The organism is Streptomyces triticisoli, assembly GCF_003270085.1.
Classification (GTDB): domain Bacteria; phylum Actinomycetota; class Actinomycetes; order Streptomycetales; family Streptomycetaceae; genus Streptomyces; species Streptomyces triticisoli.
The window spans coordinates 1-14619 of the sequence record NZ_QFDQ01000168.1; the positions used below are offsets into that span (position 1 = coordinate 1).

General features: G+C 70.0%; 13 protein-coding genes. 3 read left to right on the plus strand and 10 right to left on the minus strand.

Going from position 1 to position 14619, the window contains the following annotated elements:
• Positions 1-234: 234 nt before the first annotated feature.
• From DEP02_RS22655 to thyX, 3 genes are all read right to left on the minus strand, one after another.
• Positions 235-1920 (minus strand): ribonuclease J, encoded by a 1686-nt coding sequence (locus DEP02_RS22655; protein ID WP_112469534.1) that lies wholly within the window; start codon positions 1918-1920, stop codon positions 235-237.
• A 166-nt stretch (positions 1921-2086) separates the two neighbouring features.
• On the minus strand, positions 2087-2986 hold the full coding sequence (gene dapA / locus DEP02_RS22660; protein WP_112469535.1) for a 4-hydroxy-tetrahydrodipicolinate synthase: 900 nt from the start codon (positions 2984-2986) through the stop codon (positions 2087-2089).
• Between the two features lie 210 nt (positions 2987-3196).
• Positions 3197-3937 carry an FAD-dependent thymidylate synthase gene (gene thyX / locus DEP02_RS22665; protein WP_112469536.1) on the minus strand — a complete coding sequence of 247 codons (741 nt, stop codon included), beginning with the start codon at positions 3935-3937 and terminating at the stop codon, positions 3197-3199.
• 204 nt (positions 3938-4141) lie between these two features.
• On the opposite strand from thyX, the gene DEP02_RS22670 reads away from it, so the two are divergent.
• Together DEP02_RS22670 and DEP02_RS22675 are read left to right on the plus strand one after the other, a co-directional pair.
• On the plus strand, positions 4142-4381 hold the full coding sequence (locus tag DEP02_RS22670) for a hypothetical protein (protein ID WP_112469537.1): 240 nt from the start codon (positions 4142-4144) through the stop codon (positions 4379-4381).
• A 91-nt stretch (positions 4382-4472) separates the two neighbouring features.
• Complete coding sequence (locus DEP02_RS22675) at positions 4473-5027, plus strand: SCO5741 family PH domain-containing membrane protein (RefSeq protein WP_112469538.1); 555 nt, start codon at positions 4473-4475, stop codon at positions 5025-5027.
• 83 nt (positions 5028-5110) lie between these two features.
• Here the strand turns inward: DEP02_RS22675 and DEP02_RS22680 are convergent, their stop codons facing one another.
• The 5 genes from DEP02_RS22680 to rpsO form a co-directional block, all read right to left on the minus strand.
• On the minus strand, positions 5111-5569 hold the full coding sequence (locus DEP02_RS22680; RefSeq protein ID WP_112469539.1) for a tetratricopeptide repeat protein: 459 nt from the start codon (positions 5567-5569) through the stop codon (positions 5111-5113).
• Between the two features lie 32 nt (positions 5570-5601).
• On the minus strand, positions 5602-6354 hold the full coding sequence (dapB, locus tag DEP02_RS22685) for a 4-hydroxy-tetrahydrodipicolinate reductase (RefSeq protein WP_112469540.1): 753 nt from the start codon (positions 6352-6354) through the stop codon (positions 5602-5604).
• 37 nt (positions 6355-6391) lie between these two features.
• On the minus strand, positions 6392-7771 hold the full coding sequence (locus DEP02_RS22690) for a M16 family metallopeptidase (RefSeq protein WP_112469541.1): 1380 nt from the start codon (positions 7769-7771) through the stop codon (positions 6392-6394).
• The gene (locus tag DEP02_RS22695; RefSeq protein ID WP_112469542.1) at positions 7768-10011 is read right to left on the minus strand and encodes a polyribonucleotide nucleotidyltransferase; all 2244 of its coding nucleotides are present in this window, start codon (positions 10009-10011) and stop codon (positions 7768-7770) included. Before DEP02_RS22695 ends, DEP02_RS22690 begins: the two co-directional genes overlap by 4 nt.
• A 372-nt stretch (positions 10012-10383) precedes the next feature.
• Positions 10384-10671, minus strand: coding sequence for a 30S ribosomal protein S15 (gene rpsO / locus DEP02_RS22700; RefSeq protein ID WP_103811073.1), 288 nt, complete (start codon positions 10669-10671; stop codon positions 10384-10386).
• Between the two features lie 283 nt (positions 10672-10954).
• Here rpsO and DEP02_RS22705 point away from each other — a divergent pair, with 283 nt between their 5' ends.
• Complete coding sequence (locus DEP02_RS22705) at positions 10955-11248, plus strand: DUF397 domain-containing protein (RefSeq protein ID WP_112469543.1); 294 nt, start codon at positions 10955-10957, stop codon at positions 11246-11248.
• A 70-nt stretch (positions 11249-11318) separates the two neighbouring features.
• Here DEP02_RS22705 and DEP02_RS22710 read toward each other — a convergent pair whose 3' ends face one another.
• Complete coding sequence (locus DEP02_RS22710; RefSeq protein WP_112469544.1) at positions 11319-12821, minus strand: outer membrane protein assembly factor BamB family protein; 1503 nt, start codon at positions 12819-12821, stop codon at positions 11319-11321.
• 191 nt (positions 12822-13012) lie between these two features.
• Positions 13013-14521, minus strand: coding sequence for a type VII secretion integral membrane protein EccD (gene eccD / locus DEP02_RS22715; RefSeq protein WP_112469545.1), 1509 nt, complete (start codon positions 14519-14521; stop codon positions 13013-13015).
• Positions 14522-14619 lie beyond the last annotated feature (98 nt).

The following is a 14619-nucleotide window of genomic DNA, read 5'->3' on the forward strand; positions in this document are numbered from 1 at the left end:
ACCAGATCTTCTTCCGATCCGATTTCCTCGGCGCTTTCCAGGTTTCCGCTCTCGCGTTTCCCTTTCCGGCGGCCCCGACTTTATCAGAGATTCTTAGCCGGGTTTTCCGCCCCCCTCCGGGAGTGTCCCTTGGTGCGCGTGAAGCGTTCGGGTTCCCGTCGGGCGGAGCCGTAAACGTACTGGAGCGGGGCGCCCCGATGCAAATCGGGGCGCCCCGCTGCCCGTTCGCGCGTGTCAGACCTCCACGACCACCGGGAGGATCATCGGCCGGCGCCGGTAGGTGTCCGAGACCCACTTGCCCAGCGTGCGGCGGATGAGCTGCTGCAGCTGGTGGGCGTCCGCGATGCCCTCCTGGGCGGAGCGCTCCAGCACTTCCGAGATCTTCGGGATGACCTCGGCGAAGGTGGAGTCATCGATGCCGGAGCCGCGGGCCTGGATGTGCGGGCCGCCGGTGATCTTGCCGGTGGTGGAGTCGACGACCACGAAGACCGAGATGATGCCCTCGTCGCCGAGGATCTTGCGGTCCTTCAGCGCGGGCTCGCCGACGTCGCCGACCGAGAGGCCGTCGACGTAGACGTAGCCGGCCTGGACCTTGCCGGAGATCTTGGCCTTGCCCTCGACGAGGTCGACGGTGACGCCGTCCTCGGCGATGACGATGCGGTCGTGCGGCACTCCGGTGAGGGCACCCAGCTCGGCGTTGGCGCGCAGGTGGCGCCATTCGCCGTGGACCGGCATCAGGTTCCTCGGGCGGCAGATGTTGTAGAAGTACAGCAGCTCGCCGGCCGAGGCGTGGCCCGAGACGTGGACCTTGGCGTTGCCCTTGTGGACGACGTTGGCGCCCCAGCGGGTCAGGCCGTTGATGACGCGGTAGACCGCGTTCTCGTTGCCGGGGATCAGTGACGACGCGAGGATCACGGTGTCACCGTCGACGATGCGGATCTGGTGGTCGCGGTTGGCCATCCGCGACAGGGCCGCCATGGGCTCGCCCTGCGAGCCGGTGCAGACCAGGACCACCTCGTGGTCGGGCAGGTCGTCGAGCGTCTTGACGTCGACCACCAGGCCCGCCGGGACCCTGAGGTAGCCGAGGTCCCGGGCGATGCCCATGTTGCGGACCATGGAGCGGCCGACGAAGGCGACCCGGCGGCCGTACTCGTGGGCGGCGTCCAGGATCTGCTGGATGCGGTGGACGTGGCTGGCGAAGCTGGCGACGATGATCCGCTTGCGGGCGCCCGCGAAGACCTGGCGCAGGACGTTGGAGATGTCCCGCTCGGGCGGGACGAAGCCCGGCACCTCGGCGTTGGTGGAGTCCGAGAGAAGGAGGTCGATGCCCTCCTCGCTGAGCCGTGCGAACGCGTGCAGGTCGGTCAGCCGGTTGTCCAGCGGCAGCTGGTCCATCTTGAAGTCGCCGGTGTGCACGACCAGGCCGGCCGGGGTGCGGATGGCGACGGCCAGGGCGTCCGGGATGGAGTGGTTGACCGCGACGAACTCGCAGTCGAAGGGGCCGATGCGCTCCCGCTGTCCTTCCGCGACCTCGAGGGTGTACGGGCGGATGCGGTGCTCCTGGAGCTTGGCCTCGATGAGGGCCAGGGTGAGCTTGGAGCCGACCAGGGGGATGTCCGGCTTCTCCCGCAGAAGGTAGGGGACGCCGCCGATGTGGTCCTCGTGGCCGTGGGTGAGGACGATGCCCTCGATGTCGTCGAGGCGGTCCCGGATGGACGAGAAGTCCGGCAGGATCAGGTCGATTCCGGGCTGCTCCTCCTCGGGGAAGAGCACTCCGCAGTCGACGATCAACAGACGGCCGTCGTACTCGAAGACCGTCATGTTGCGGCCGATCTCGCCCAGGCCGCCGAGCGGGGTGACGCGCAGGCCGCCCTCGGCGAGCGGCGGGGGCGGGCCGAGTTCAGGGTGCGGATGACTCAAAAGACTCTCCTCAACCACACGCGCCACGTACCGGTGGGCACGTGGCGCGCGTGACGTTCGTGCAGAAGCAGTTGTCGTTGTGGGGTGCGGGCACCGGTGTCCCGCGTATTCAGTTGTGAGGTCTTCGGTGGATCTTCGCTGTAACGGGTGATGCGAAGTCTCGTTGTCAGAGCTGTACCCCGCCGGCGGCAAGATCGATCTTGAGCTGCTCGGTCTCCTCGGGCGTGAGCTCGACCATGGGGAGCCGCAGTGGCCCGCCGGGCAGGCCCAGGAGGGCGAGTGCGGCCTTGGTGGTCATGACGCCCTGGGTGCGGAACATGCCGGTGTAGACCGGGAGCAGCTTCTGGTGGATCTCGGTGGCCTTCTGGACGTCGCCGGCCGTGTACGCCTCGACGAGGGCGCGCAGGTCCGGGGTGACGACGTGGCCGACGACGGAGACGAAGCCGACGGCGCCCACGGAGAGCAGGGGCAGGTTGAGCATGTCGTCGCCGGAGTACCAGGCGAGGCCGGAGCGGGCGATGGCCCAGCCGGCGCGGCCGAGGTCGCCCTTGGCGTCCTTGTTGGCGACGATCCGCGGGTGCTCGGCGAGGCGGACGATCGTCTCGGTGTTGATCGGGACGCCGCTGCGGCCGGGGATGTCGTAGAGCATGACGGGCAGGCCGGTCGCGTCGGCGATGGCCTTGAAGTGCCGGTACAGGCCGTCCTGCGGGGGCTTGTTGTAGTACGGCGTGACGGTCAGCAGGCCGTGCGCGCCGGCCTGCTCGGCGGCGCGGGCGAGCTCGATGCTGTGGCGGGTGTCGTTGGTGCCGACGCCGGCCACGATGTGCGCGCGGTCTCCCACCGCTTCCAGGACCGCGCGGACCAGGTCCGTTTTCTCCGCATCGCTGGTGGTGGGGGACTCGCCGGTGGTGCCGTTGACGATCAGGCCGTCGTTGCCTGCGTCCACCAGGTGGACGGCGAGCCGCTGCGCGCCGTCGAGGTCGAGTGCGCCGTCCGCCGTGAAGGGCGTGACCATGGCGGTGAGGACCCGCCCGAAGGGGGTCTGCGGAGTCGAGGTCGGAGCCATGGGTTACACGCTACTCGTTGCTCGGTGCGGAGGCTGCCCTAGGGGCTGCGACCGGTCGTGACAAGGTGGAGCCCGGCACTGCCTGCTCGGGGGTTCAAGCAGTGCCGGGTCCGTTTGATCAGGCTAGATGAACTTCTCCAAAGGCCGCAATACGGACACTTCGCGAGGTTGGTCCGTACACGTGTGCCTGGGCGGACGGGCGGTTGCCGGCTACGGCGCGACCCGGCCGTTGGCGTTGAAGGCGGCGTGGGTCAGTGGCATGAGCCTGGCCCACTCGGCCTCCATCTTCTCGCCGACCATCTCGATCTCCCGCTGGGGGTAGGAGGGCACCTTGGCCAGCTCGTGCTGGGTGCGCAGGCCGAGGAAGTGCATCAGCGAGCGGGCGTTGCAGGTGGCGTACATCGACGAGAACAGGCCGACCGGCAGGACCGAACGGGCCACCTCGCGGGCGACGCCGGCCGCCAGCATCTGCTGGTAGGCCTCGTACGCCTCCCGGTAGGAGTTCTCCATGACCCGGCCGACCAGCTCCTGCTGAGCCTGCGTGCCCTCGACGAACCGGTACTTGCCCGGGCGCCCCTCCTGCACGAGTTTGCGGGACTCGTCGGGGACGTAGAAAACCGGCTGGAGCTCTCGGTAGCGCCCGCTCTCCTCGTTGTACGACCATCCGACCCGGTGCCTCATGAACTCGCGGAAGACGAAGATCGGGGCGCTGATGAAGAACGTCATCGAGTTGTGCTCGAAGGGGCTGCCGTGGCGGTCCCGCATCAGAAAGTTGATCAGGCCCTTGGAGCGCTCGGGGTCCTTGTCCAGCTCGTCCAGGGACTGCTCGCCGATGGTCGAGACGCGGGCCGCGAACAGCACGTCAGCGTCCGACGCGGTGTGCTTGACCAGTTCGACGGTGACGTCACTGCGGAAGCTGGGCTTCAGGTCGTCGGCGGGGGTGTCGGTCACGGCTCGGAGGGTCCCTTTCTTCACGTCTCTGGGGCGGCGCCCACTCTACGGGCCGCCTCTGACATCGGGGCGTTCGGTGCCGGGACGCGACATCTTCGGTGAAGAGCTGCGATTTCGGGGGAACCGGGCACCTTTTGGGACACTCGTTCGTCTATATGGGTGAGACATCTCAGTTCGCCCCCCCCGAAAGGAGCCGTACCCTCGATGCCGCGTCGGCGCGAGCCCGTCCCGTTCGCCTTTGTCGCCGAAGCCGACAGGTTCCGCAGCAATGTCACTCCCCCACCCCCCGAGCCCGCGTCCCCCGGCCGAATAGCCGGGCGCTGTCTGCTGGGCCTGACGATCGTCACCGCGCTGGTGGGTTCCCTGATCCTGGGGATGCCCGCGTTGACCATCACCCACTCCCCCACCGAGACACAGCAGTCCCAGGTGTCCCACGGACGCTGAGCCTCCCCCGGGCCCCCACGGGTGGTGGGCATGAACACGTACGGATAGCCTCACCGGCACAGCTCTTGCGTGGATTGAGTGAGGACCAGCCGTGCCCCTGCCCTTCCTGACGGCCGACCGCGCGTTCGACGCAGCGGACGATGCCGTGCTGCCGTTCGACGATCGCGAGCGCTGGCGGCGCCCCTACCGGCCCGGGCCGTGCCGGGTGGGGGCGGCCGCCCTCCTGCTGCTGTTCGCCTCGTTCGTGCTGCTCGCGGGAGTGGTGACCGCGCTCACCGCCACACTGTCCTCCGCCGGTGTCTGCTTCGGCCTCGCCCTGGCCGTGATTGCCGGTGCGCTGCGGCTGCTGCGCATGGGCGTGTGGGTCAGCACGCGCGGGCTGCGCCATGTGGGCTTCCTCGTCACCCGTACGACGCCCTGGGCTCAGGTGGCGGGGGTACGGACCGTGCAGCAGCCGGTGCGCTGGCTGGGCCTGCCGCGTACGGTGCAGGGGCAGGCGCTGGTGCTCAGCCGCAGGGGCCGTGGGGCGCAGGAGCTGCCTCCGCTGCTGACCACGCACAACGCCGACTTCCTGGGCCGTCTGGCGGCGTTCGACCGGGCCGCGGACTCGGTGGAGGCCTGGACGGAGGAGAACAGGAACCGCTGAGGCCCGGCCGACGGCATGCCGGTGGGCCCGGTCCGCGCAGGTGCGGACCGGGCCCACCGGCATGTACGGGGCGTCCCTGGATGTCAGGCGGCTTCGATCGGCCGCTTGCCGTCGTGCAGGGCGATCGCCCGCTGCATCGCCTTGCGGGCGCGCGGGGTGTCGCGGGCGTCGTGGTAGGCGATGGCCAGGCGGAACCAGGTGCGCCAGTCGTCGGGGGCCGCCTCCGTCTCGGCCTTGCGCAGGGCGAAGACCTCGTCGGCCGCGTCGCGGTCGATGCGCCCGCTGGGGGTGCGCTTCAACTCGTCGACGGGCAGGCCTCCTTCGGCGTCGAGTTCGGCGGCGAGCCGGTTGGCGTCGCGGACGAACCGGGTGTTCTTCCACAGGAACCACAGGCCGATCACCGGCAGGATCAGCACGGCGATCCCGAAGGCGACGGTCACGGGCGTGCCGTACTGGATGAGCAGGACGCCGCGGCTGCCGACCAGGACGAAGTAGAAGACCAGGACGGCGGCCGTGACGAGGTAGGTGATCTTCGCGCGCATAAGGGGCTCGGGCTTCGGTTTCGCTCAGGTGCTCAGTTGAGGTCGAGGAAGTGCTCCAGGCCGAAGGTCAGGCCCGGAGTGGTCACCACGCGGCGCGCGCCGAGCAGGATGCCCGGCATGAAGCTGCTGTGGTGGAGCGAGTCGTGGCGGATGGTGAGCGTCTCGCCCTCGCCGCCCAGCAGGACCTCCTGGTGGGCGAGCAGTCCGCGCAGGCGCACGGCGTGGACCGGTACGCCGTCGACGTCGGCGCCGCGGGCGCCCTCCAGGGCGGTGACGGTGGCGTCGGGCGCGGGGGCCGAGCCGGCCTTGGCGCGGGCCTCGGCGATGAGCTGGGCGGTGCGGGTGGCGGTGCCGGAGGGGGCGTCGACCTTGTTCGGGTGGTGCAGTTCGACGACCTCGACGGACTCGAAGTACGGCGCGGCGATCTGCGCGAACTTCATGGTGAGCACGGCGCCGATGGAGAAGTTCGGGGCGATGAGCACGCCGGTCCGGGGCGACTGGGCGAGCCAGCCCTTCAGCTGCGCGAGGCGCTCGTCGGTCCAGCCGGTGGTGCCGACGACGGCGTGGATGCCGTGCCGTACGCAGAAGTCGAGGTTGCCCATGACCGAGGCGGGGGTGGTCAGTTCGACCGCCACCTGGGCGCCGGTCCCGGCGAGGGTTTCCAGCTTGTCGCCCCGGCCGAGGGCGGCGACCAGTTCCATGTCCTCGGCGGCCTCGACCGCCCGTACCGCCTCGGACCCGATCCGGCCCTGGGCACCGAGGACCGCCACGCGCAGCTTGCTCATCTTTCGCTTCCTTACCACCGACAGACGGACAGGGAGGTCATGCGACCGCGTCGTGCAGGCGCTCGGCCTGCTTGTCCTTGAGCGGGCCGATGACCGACAGCGACGGGCGCCGGCCCAGGATGTCCCGGGCGACCTCGCGGACCTCGTCCGGCGTGACCGCCGCCATCTTGGCCAGCATGTCGTCGACGGAGATCTGCTCGCCCCAGCACAGTTCACTCTTGCCTATACGGTTCATCAGCGCACCCGTGTCCTCCAGGCCGAGGACGGTGGAGCCCTGGAGCTGGCCGATGGCGCGGCCCATCTCGTCGTCGGTCAGGCCGTTGTGGGCGACGTGGTCGAGTTCGTCGCGGCAGATCCGCAGTACGTCGTGCACCTGGCTCGGGCGGCAGCCGGCGTAGACGCCGAACAGGCCGCAGTCGGCGAAGCCGGAGGTGTAGGAGTACACGCTGTAGGCCAGGCCGCGCTTCTCCCTGACCTCCTGGAAGAGGCGGGAGGACATGCCGCCGCCGAGGGCGGTGTTCAGCACTCCGAGGGCCCAGCGGCGGTCGTCGGTGCGGGCGAGGCCCGGCATGCCGAGGACGACGTGGGCCTGCTCCGTCCTGCGGTTCTGCAGCTCTACCCGGCCGGCGGTGCGCAGGCTGCGGCGGCCGTCGCGCGGGGCGACGGGGTCGGCCTGGCCGTTTTTGAAGGCGCCGGCCTTCTCGAAGGCGGCGCGGACCTGGCGTACGACCTCGGCGTGGTCGATATTGCCGGCGCAGGCGACGACCAGGTGGGTGGGGTCGTAGTGCTTCTTGTAGAAGCGGCGGATGCGGTCGGCGGTGAGGGCGTTGACGGTGTCGACGGTGCCGAGGACGGGGCGGCCGAGGGGGTTGTCGCCGAACATGGTGTGCGCGAACAGGTCGTGCACGCAGTCGCCGGGGTCGTCCTCGGTCATGGCGATCTCTTCGAGGATCGCGCCGCGCTCGACGTCGACGTCCTCCTCCAGGATCAGCGAGCCGGTGAGCATGTCGCACACGACGTCGATGGCGAGCGGGAGGTCGGTGTCGAGCACGCGCGCGTAGTAGCACGTGTACTCCTTGGCCGTGAACGCGTTCATCTCGCCGCCGACGGCGTCGATGGCGACGGAGATGTCCAGTGCGGACCGGCGGGAGGTGCCCTTGAAGAGCAGGTGCTCCAGGTAGTGCGTGGCGCCGTTCAGCGACGGGGTCTCGTCGCGGGAGCCGACGTGCGCCCAGATGCCGAAGGTGGCGGAGCGCACGGAGGGCAGGGTCTCGGTGACGATGCGCAGGCCGCCGGGGAGGGTGGTCTTGCGGACCGTGCCGATGCCGTTCTCGCCCTTGATGAGGGTTTGGGTACGGGCGACGGCCCGCGCCTCCGGGGAGGTGCGGGCCGTCGTCTTGAAGCCACGGGACGTCACTTGGCGCCTGCGGCGGAGCCGCTGTCGGACACAGCGTCCTTCTCGTCGTCGTTGTCTTCCTCGCCCTCGATCACGGGGATGAGGGAGAGCTTGCCGCGGGAGTCGATCTCGGCGATCTCGACCTGGACCTTCTGGCCCACGCCGAGCACGTCCTCGACGTTCTCCACGCGCTTGCCGCCGGCCAGCTTGCGGATCTGCGAGATGTGCAGCAGACCGTCCTTGCCGGGCAGCAGGGAGACAAACGCGCCGAAGGTGGTCGTCTTCACCACCGTACCGAGGTAGCGCTCGCCGACCTCGGGCATCGTCGGGTTGGCGATGCCGTTGATCGTGGCGCGGGCGGCCTCGGCGGACGGGCCGTCGGCGGCGCCGATGTAGATGGTGCCGTCGTCCTCGATGGTGATCTCGGCGCCCGTGTCCTCCTGGATCTGGTTGATCATCTTGCCCTTCGGGCCGATGACCTCGCCGATCTTGTCGACCGGGATCTTGACGGTGATGATCCGCGGGGCGTGCGGGGACATCTCGTCGGGCCGGTCGATGGCCTCCATCATCACGTCGAGGATGTGCAGGCGGGCGTCGCGGGCCTGCTTGAGGGCCGCGGCCAGGACGGAGGCCGGGATGCCGTCCAGCTTGGTGTCGAGCTGGAGGGCGGTGACGAACTCCTTCGTACCGGCGACCTTGAAGTCCATGTCGCCGAAGGCGTCCTCGGCACCGAGGATGTCGGTCAGCGTGACGTAGTGCGTCTCGCCGTCGATCTCCTGGGAGATCAGGCCCATGGCGATGCCGGCGACGGGGGCCTTGAGCGGCACACCGGCGTTCAGCAGCGACATGGTGGAGGCGCAGACCGCGCCCATGGAGGTCGAGCCGTTGGACCCGAGGGCCTCGGAGACCTGGCGGATGGCGTAGGGGAACTCCTCGCGCGTGGGCAGCACCGGCACCAGCGCGCGCTCGGCGAGGGCGCCGTGGCCGATCTCGCGGCGCTTGGGGGAGCCGACGCGGCCGGTCTCACCGGTGGAGTACGGCGGGAAGTTGTAGTTGTGCATGTAGCGCTTGCGGGTCACCGGGGAGAGGGTGTCCAGCTGCTGCTCCATGCGGAGCATGTTGAGGGTGGTGACGCCCAGGATCTGGGTCTCGCCACGCTCGAACAGCGCGGAGCCGTGCACCCGCGGGATGGCCTCGACCTCGGCGGCCAGGGTGCGGATGTCGGTGGCACCGCGGCCGTCGATGCGCTTCTTCTCCTTGATGACGCGCTCGCGGACCAGGGTCTTGGTCAGCGAGCGGTACGCGGCGGAGATCTCCTTCTCGCGGCCCTCGAACTCGGGCAGCAGCTTCTCGGCGGCGAGCTGCTTGACGCGGTCCAGCTCGGTCTCGCGCTCCTGCTTGCCGGCGATGGTGAGCGCCTGGGCGAGCTCGGGGCGGACGGCCGCGGTCAGCGCCTCCAGGACGTCGTCCTGGTAGTCGAGGAAGACCGGGAACTCGCCGGTCGGCTTGGCGGCCTTGGCGGCGAGGTCCGACTGGGCGCGGCACAGCACCTTGATGAAGGGCTTCGCGGCGTCCAGACCGGCGGCGACGACCTCCTCGGTGGGGGCCTCGGCGCCGCCCTCGACCAGCTTGACGGTCTTCTCGGTGGCCTCGGCCTCGACCATCATGATCGCGACATCGCCGTCCTCCAGGGCACGGCCGGCGACCACCATGTCGAAGACGGCGTCCTCGAGCTCGGTGTGCGTCGGGAACGCGACCCACTGGCCGCGGATCAGCGCGACGCGGACGCCGCCGATCGGGCCGGAGAAGGGCAGGCCGGCCAGCTGCGTGGACGCGGACGCGGCGTTGATCGCCACGACGTCGTACAGGTGGTCGGGGTTGAGCGCCATGACCGTGCAGACGACCTGGATCTCGTTGCGCAGGCCCTTCTTGAAGGACGGGCGCAGCGGGCGGTCGATCAGGCGGCAGGTGAGGATCGCGTCCTCGGACGGCCGGCCCTCACGGCGGAAGAAGGAACCGGGGATCTTCCCGGCCGCGTACATGCGCTCCTCGACGTCGACCGTCAGCGGGAAGAAGTCGAGCTGGTCCTTGGGCTGCTTGGAGGCGGTGGTGGCCGACAGCACCATGGTGTCGTCGTCCAGGTACGCCACGGCGGAGCCGGCGGCCTGCCTGGCCAGGCGGCCCGCCTCGAAGCGGATGGTACGGGTGCCGAAGGAGCCGTTGTCGATCACGGCTTCGGCGTAGTGGGTCTCGTTCTCCACTAGTGTTTTCTCCTCGTCCTCGTCCCTCTCGCCCGTGTGGCGGGGGACGGTGGCGGAGAAGCGCTCCGTCTGGTGCGGGCCGGTCTTCGATCGAAGCACCCGGGATCTTTCCCCCCGGGGGCCACTACCGAGGACCGGCGGCGGCGAGGTGCGCTTCTCCTCGTTCGTAGGGCGTGATGACGCCCTACCCTCTACGGGCGGGCCGTATCACGCCGCCTCATGCGTCATGCGTTGTGCGTTGCGCTGTGCGCGTTCTGCTCTGTGCGTTCTGCTACCACACTACAAAGCGGCAGTGACAGTCCGCACGTTTCCCTACGTACGGCGAAGGGAGCGGCCCCTGTCCTACGGGGAACCGCTCCCTGTCGTGGCGTCTTACCTGGCGCCCGCCGCACCACGGCGGATGCCGAGACGGTCGACCAGCGCACGGAAGCGCTGGATGTCCTTCTTGGCGAGGTACTGCAGCAGGCGACGGCGCTGACCGACCAGGATCAGCAGACCACGGCGGGAGTGGTGGTCGTGCTTGTGGGTCTTGAGGTGCTCGGTCAGGTCGGAGATCCGACGGGAGAGCAGAGCGACCTGGACCTCGGGGGAGCCGGTGTCACCCTCCTTGGTGCCGAACTCTGCGATGATCTGCTTCTTCGTGGCGGCGTCGAGCGACACGGGTACTCCTCATGGTCTGTGAGTTGCCATCGAGTGCCCCCGGTCTTCTTCTCGGGGGAGCTTCCGTTACTCGGGAGGCGGGGTCCGCTGGGCGCGACCTCCAGGGCCTGCAGGGTCACCTGCAAATGGCGTCCGGGGGTGCGTACACAAACGGCCGTCAGCCAGGGTACCAGGCGGTGACCGCCCCTTTTTCCGGGATCCGTGCAGGGTCCTGGCGGGGGCGGGCCGACCACTAGGGTGAACGCCGACACCGTACGCACACGTCTGGAAGGGGTCGCCGCGCATGGCGGAGACGGAAGCGGAGATCAGGGCACGCAAGGAGCGGGAGCGCGACGAGCTGTACGCCCTCGACATCTCGGGTGTGCAGTGGCACTGCGCCCCGGGCACGGAGGAGCACGAGGAGCGCGTCGAGATCGCCTACCTTCCCGACGGCGCCGTGGCCATGCGCTCCTCCCTCGACCCGGACACGGTGCTCCGCTACACGGAGGCGGAGTGGCGGGCGTTCGTACTGGGCGCCCGGGACGGGGAGTTCGACCTGGAGCCGGCGCCGCGCGATGGGGAAGCTGCGGGGCAGTGAGGCGGCAGCGGTGGGAAGGGACTGCACCTGTGCGCACCTCCCCTTCCCACCGCCGGCCCGGGGTAAGCCGTCAGCGGTCCGGGTCCGCGCCGGCGATGCCGAGGACGGCCACCACCGGGTACGTGGGGTACTTGTCGTCGGCGGTCAGCTGACGCTTCGCGAAGAAGACCCGGCCTCGTGCGACGAGGATGTCCGACTGTTCGGGGTCGGCCAGAACCTCGGCGTCGTCGTCCGGGAGGCCGAAGAGCAGGAACGGAGCCTCCTCGCCGGTACGCGGATTCCATCGGACCACCGCGAACGGCTCGACGTCGCTGGAACTGCGCCGGAGCACCAGCAGGTCGTCCCCGCTCATCTGGAGGGGGACGAGCGGCTGGAAGGGACGACCGTCGAGCTTGCGGCCCGTCTTCCCGGTTCGCAGGTCGAAGGCCACGATCCAGTTGTCCGCCTGCTCCAGGTCGGTGTTCTCCTTGCTCACGACGTACAGCTGTGTCCGTCCGACGACCACACCGCCGCAGTACTCCACCACGCCGAAGAACCCTCCTCCGAAGTCGCGGTCGCCGCACCTGGGGGCGTAGCCGGTCATGGAGATGGTGGCGAGACGCCTGCCCTCGCCGTCGAGGGTGATCAGGTCGGTCACCAGGCTGTCGCCCGCCGCGACGGCGATCACCGGGGGATCGGAGGAGGGCAGGTAGACATCCTGCACGCCGGAGGCGAGTTTGTACGTCCACAGGGTCCTGCCCGTCCGCGGGTCCAGCTTCTCGACCCGGTAGGTGACGTTGGACTCCTGAACGCAGCGCTCCACCACGAGCAGCGCGGCGCCGCCGGCGAAGCCCTTGTCCTCGCACGCGGAGGCGGTCGTGCTGTCCCAGAGCTGCTTGCCGGTCCTCATGTCGTACGCGACCGATCCCTGCCCCCAGGCGACGGCGACGACTCCCTTGGCCAGGGTCAGGTTCGTGTTCGTCACGTAGGCGGAGGTCGCCGAGGGCATCTTCGCCTGCCACAGCTTCTTGCCCGTGTCCACGTCGAAGAAGACCACTTCGTCGCAGATGCTCCGCTCCGTGGTCGAACCGGTCTTCCTGGGCTGCACGACGACCGCTGTGCGGCCGTCGGCGGTGATGTGCTTGCTGGTGGCACAGATGTGGCCGTCCAGTTGGAGCGTCCAGGCCTTCTCGGGGCCCTCCTCGGCGGTCGTGAGGCCCACGATCCGGTCGGCTATGCCCTTGGCGACGACCTTGTCCGTGGCCCATGTGCCCGGCGCGCGACGCGGGTCGCCCTTGACGGTCTTGGCTAGACCGTCCTCCCCGTACGCGACCACCAGCCGTCCCTCGGGCGTGCTGGGGTCCTGCTCGACCAGTTCCCGGACGTCGTCCGGACTCTGGGCGGTGGGGGACGGCTGCGGACCGGCCGAAGTCCCGTCGCCCCTCGCGGACACCACGAGCCAGCCGCCCGCGCACAGGGCCAGGACCACGATGGCGGCCACGGTCCCCAACAGCCACGTACGACGGCGTTCACGGGTCTGGTCCGCCGCCAGGGCGGACTGGGTGTAGACGGACGGGGGTGGGCCGAAGCTCACTCGAAGAGGTCCCTTCATTCATGGGCCGCGGCGCAAGGCGGTCGCGCGCCCAGGTACGTGCGGCGGAGCGGCTCCCGCGGAGCGGGTCCGGTCACGAGGATGCGGGGATGTCCGGCTGGACACGTCGGCGCGTGCACCTCGGGCAGCCGGGTGCGGCCGGGTGCGGCCGGGTGCGGCCGGGTGCGGCCGGGTCAGCCGGTCATCGACCGAACGGTCGCGTACACCTCGAAGACGGCCAGGGCCAGCGGCACCAGCGTCAGCAGGACGAAGCTCTCCGCGATCTCCAGGAAACGGCCCCAGAAGGGGGTGATACCGCGACGGGGGGTGATCAGACCGATCGCGGTGACCAGGGCGGCTGCCGCGGCGACGGCCGCCACGAGCCAGACGCTGCGCATGTCGAGGGCGGTGGTGTCGCCCTGCAGTGCGTCGCGCACGTACCCCTCCGGCGGGTGCAGCGCGAGGCCGACGCCGAGGAAGGTCAGGGCGATCAGGCCCGCGGCCAGGGTGGCGGCGACCTGAGCGGTGTAGCGGAACAGGCCGGCGCGCATGAGCATCGCCACTCCGGTCGCGAGCGCCAGAAGCTGCGCCCAGACGTTGCCGGAGAAGCCGAGGACGATCGACGCACCCACCGAGACGAGCGAGCAGCCGCCGACAAGGCCCACGAGCAGTTCGTGGCCTCGGCGGGCCTGCGCCGCGACGCGCTCGGCGTCCACGGGCTCATGCGCGTTCGGCTCACCCTCCGCGTAGGCGCCGCGCGAGGGGCTGGGCGCGTCGAAGCCAATGGGCAGCCGCGCGAAGCGCATGGACAGTCCGGGCAGGAAGGCGAGCGCGCCCACGGAGAGCGGGGCGCAGACGGCGGCCGTCTCGATGGGCCTGAGGTCGGTGAGGATCCCGATGAACGTGGTGATCAACCCGACCGTCGAGGCGAAGACGAACGCCACGAAGGGCCCGTCACCACCCGGCGACACCAGGGTGAGCACGACCGAGGCGATCAGGACCGCCGTGCAGGCGAGCAGGAACTGGAGCCTTCCGATGCCCTGTCCGTCGGCGAGCGGCAGCAGTCCGGAGCCCGCCACGGCGATGTTCGGCAGTGCGCCCAGGCCCAGGGCGACCGCGGAGCCCCGGTCGTCGTACACGCGCGCGCGTACGCACGCGATGGTGGTCAGGAGGACTCCCGTGACGGCGGCGAGGACGCCCTGGAGGCTGTGCATGTCGTGACGGAGCTGCGAGTTCCAGGCCACGAATGCGAGCAGCGCGGGCAGGATGCCGCCCGCGACGAGACCGGCCGCCCTCGTCAGCTCGCCGTTCCACAGGGCCCGGTCGCGGGTGACGGCGGAGGCGACGGCCTCGGAGACGTCGTCGAAGACGGCGGGCGGCAACGACTCGGCGAACGGGCGCAGCGTGAGCAGTTCCCCGTCGAGGATGCGCTGCGCCGCGAAGGAGCGGGAGCTGTCGAGGACGGTGCCGTCCCGGCGTACGAGGTGGTATCCGACGGGCGCACTCTCGGCGGGGCTCTGTTGGGCGAGCCGCAGGATCTCCGGATACAGGTCCGCGACCGCTACGTCGTCGGGCAGCGCCACGTCGATGCGGCTGTCGGGTGCCACGATCGTGACCCGGCAGAAGCCGAATCCGGAGCCCGCCCCGGAAGGGGCTCCGGAGCCCCTTCCGGCGTTGGCTCCGGCCGGCGCGGAGGCCGTCATAGTCACCTGCTGTTCCCCCTCGTCAGTGGCGGGCCGGTCGGCACATCACCGCGCACGTCCGGCCGTGAAGATCATGTGTATGTCCCGGTGGGAGTTCG

What these genes read in the sequence shown, in the direction of transcription:
- dapA (WP_112469535.1), bottom strand. Translation starts at nt 2,986, where the DNA reads ATGGCTCCGACCTCGACTCCGCAGACCCCCTTCGGGCGGGTCCTCACC.
- DEP02_RS22670 (WP_112469537.1), top strand. Translation starts at nt 4,142, where the DNA reads ATGCCGCGTCGGCGCGAGCCCGTCCCGTTCGCCTTTGTCGCCGAAGCC.
- DEP02_RS22680 (WP_112469539.1), bottom strand. Translation starts at nt 5,569, where the DNA reads ATGCGCGCGAAGATCACCTACCTCGTCACGGCCGCCGTCCTGGTCTTC.
- dapB (WP_112469540.1), bottom strand. Translation starts at nt 6,354, where the DNA reads ATGAGCAAGCTGCGCGTGGCGGTCCTCGGTGCCCAGGGCCGGATCGGG.
- DEP02_RS22705 (WP_112469543.1), top strand. Translation starts at nt 10,955, where the DNA reads ATGGCGGAGACGGAAGCGGAGATCAGGGCACGCAAGGAGCGGGAGCGC.
- eccD (WP_112469545.1), bottom strand. Translation starts at nt 14,521, where the DNA reads ATGACGGCCTCCGCGCCGGCCGGAGCCAACGCCGGAAGGGGCTCCGGA.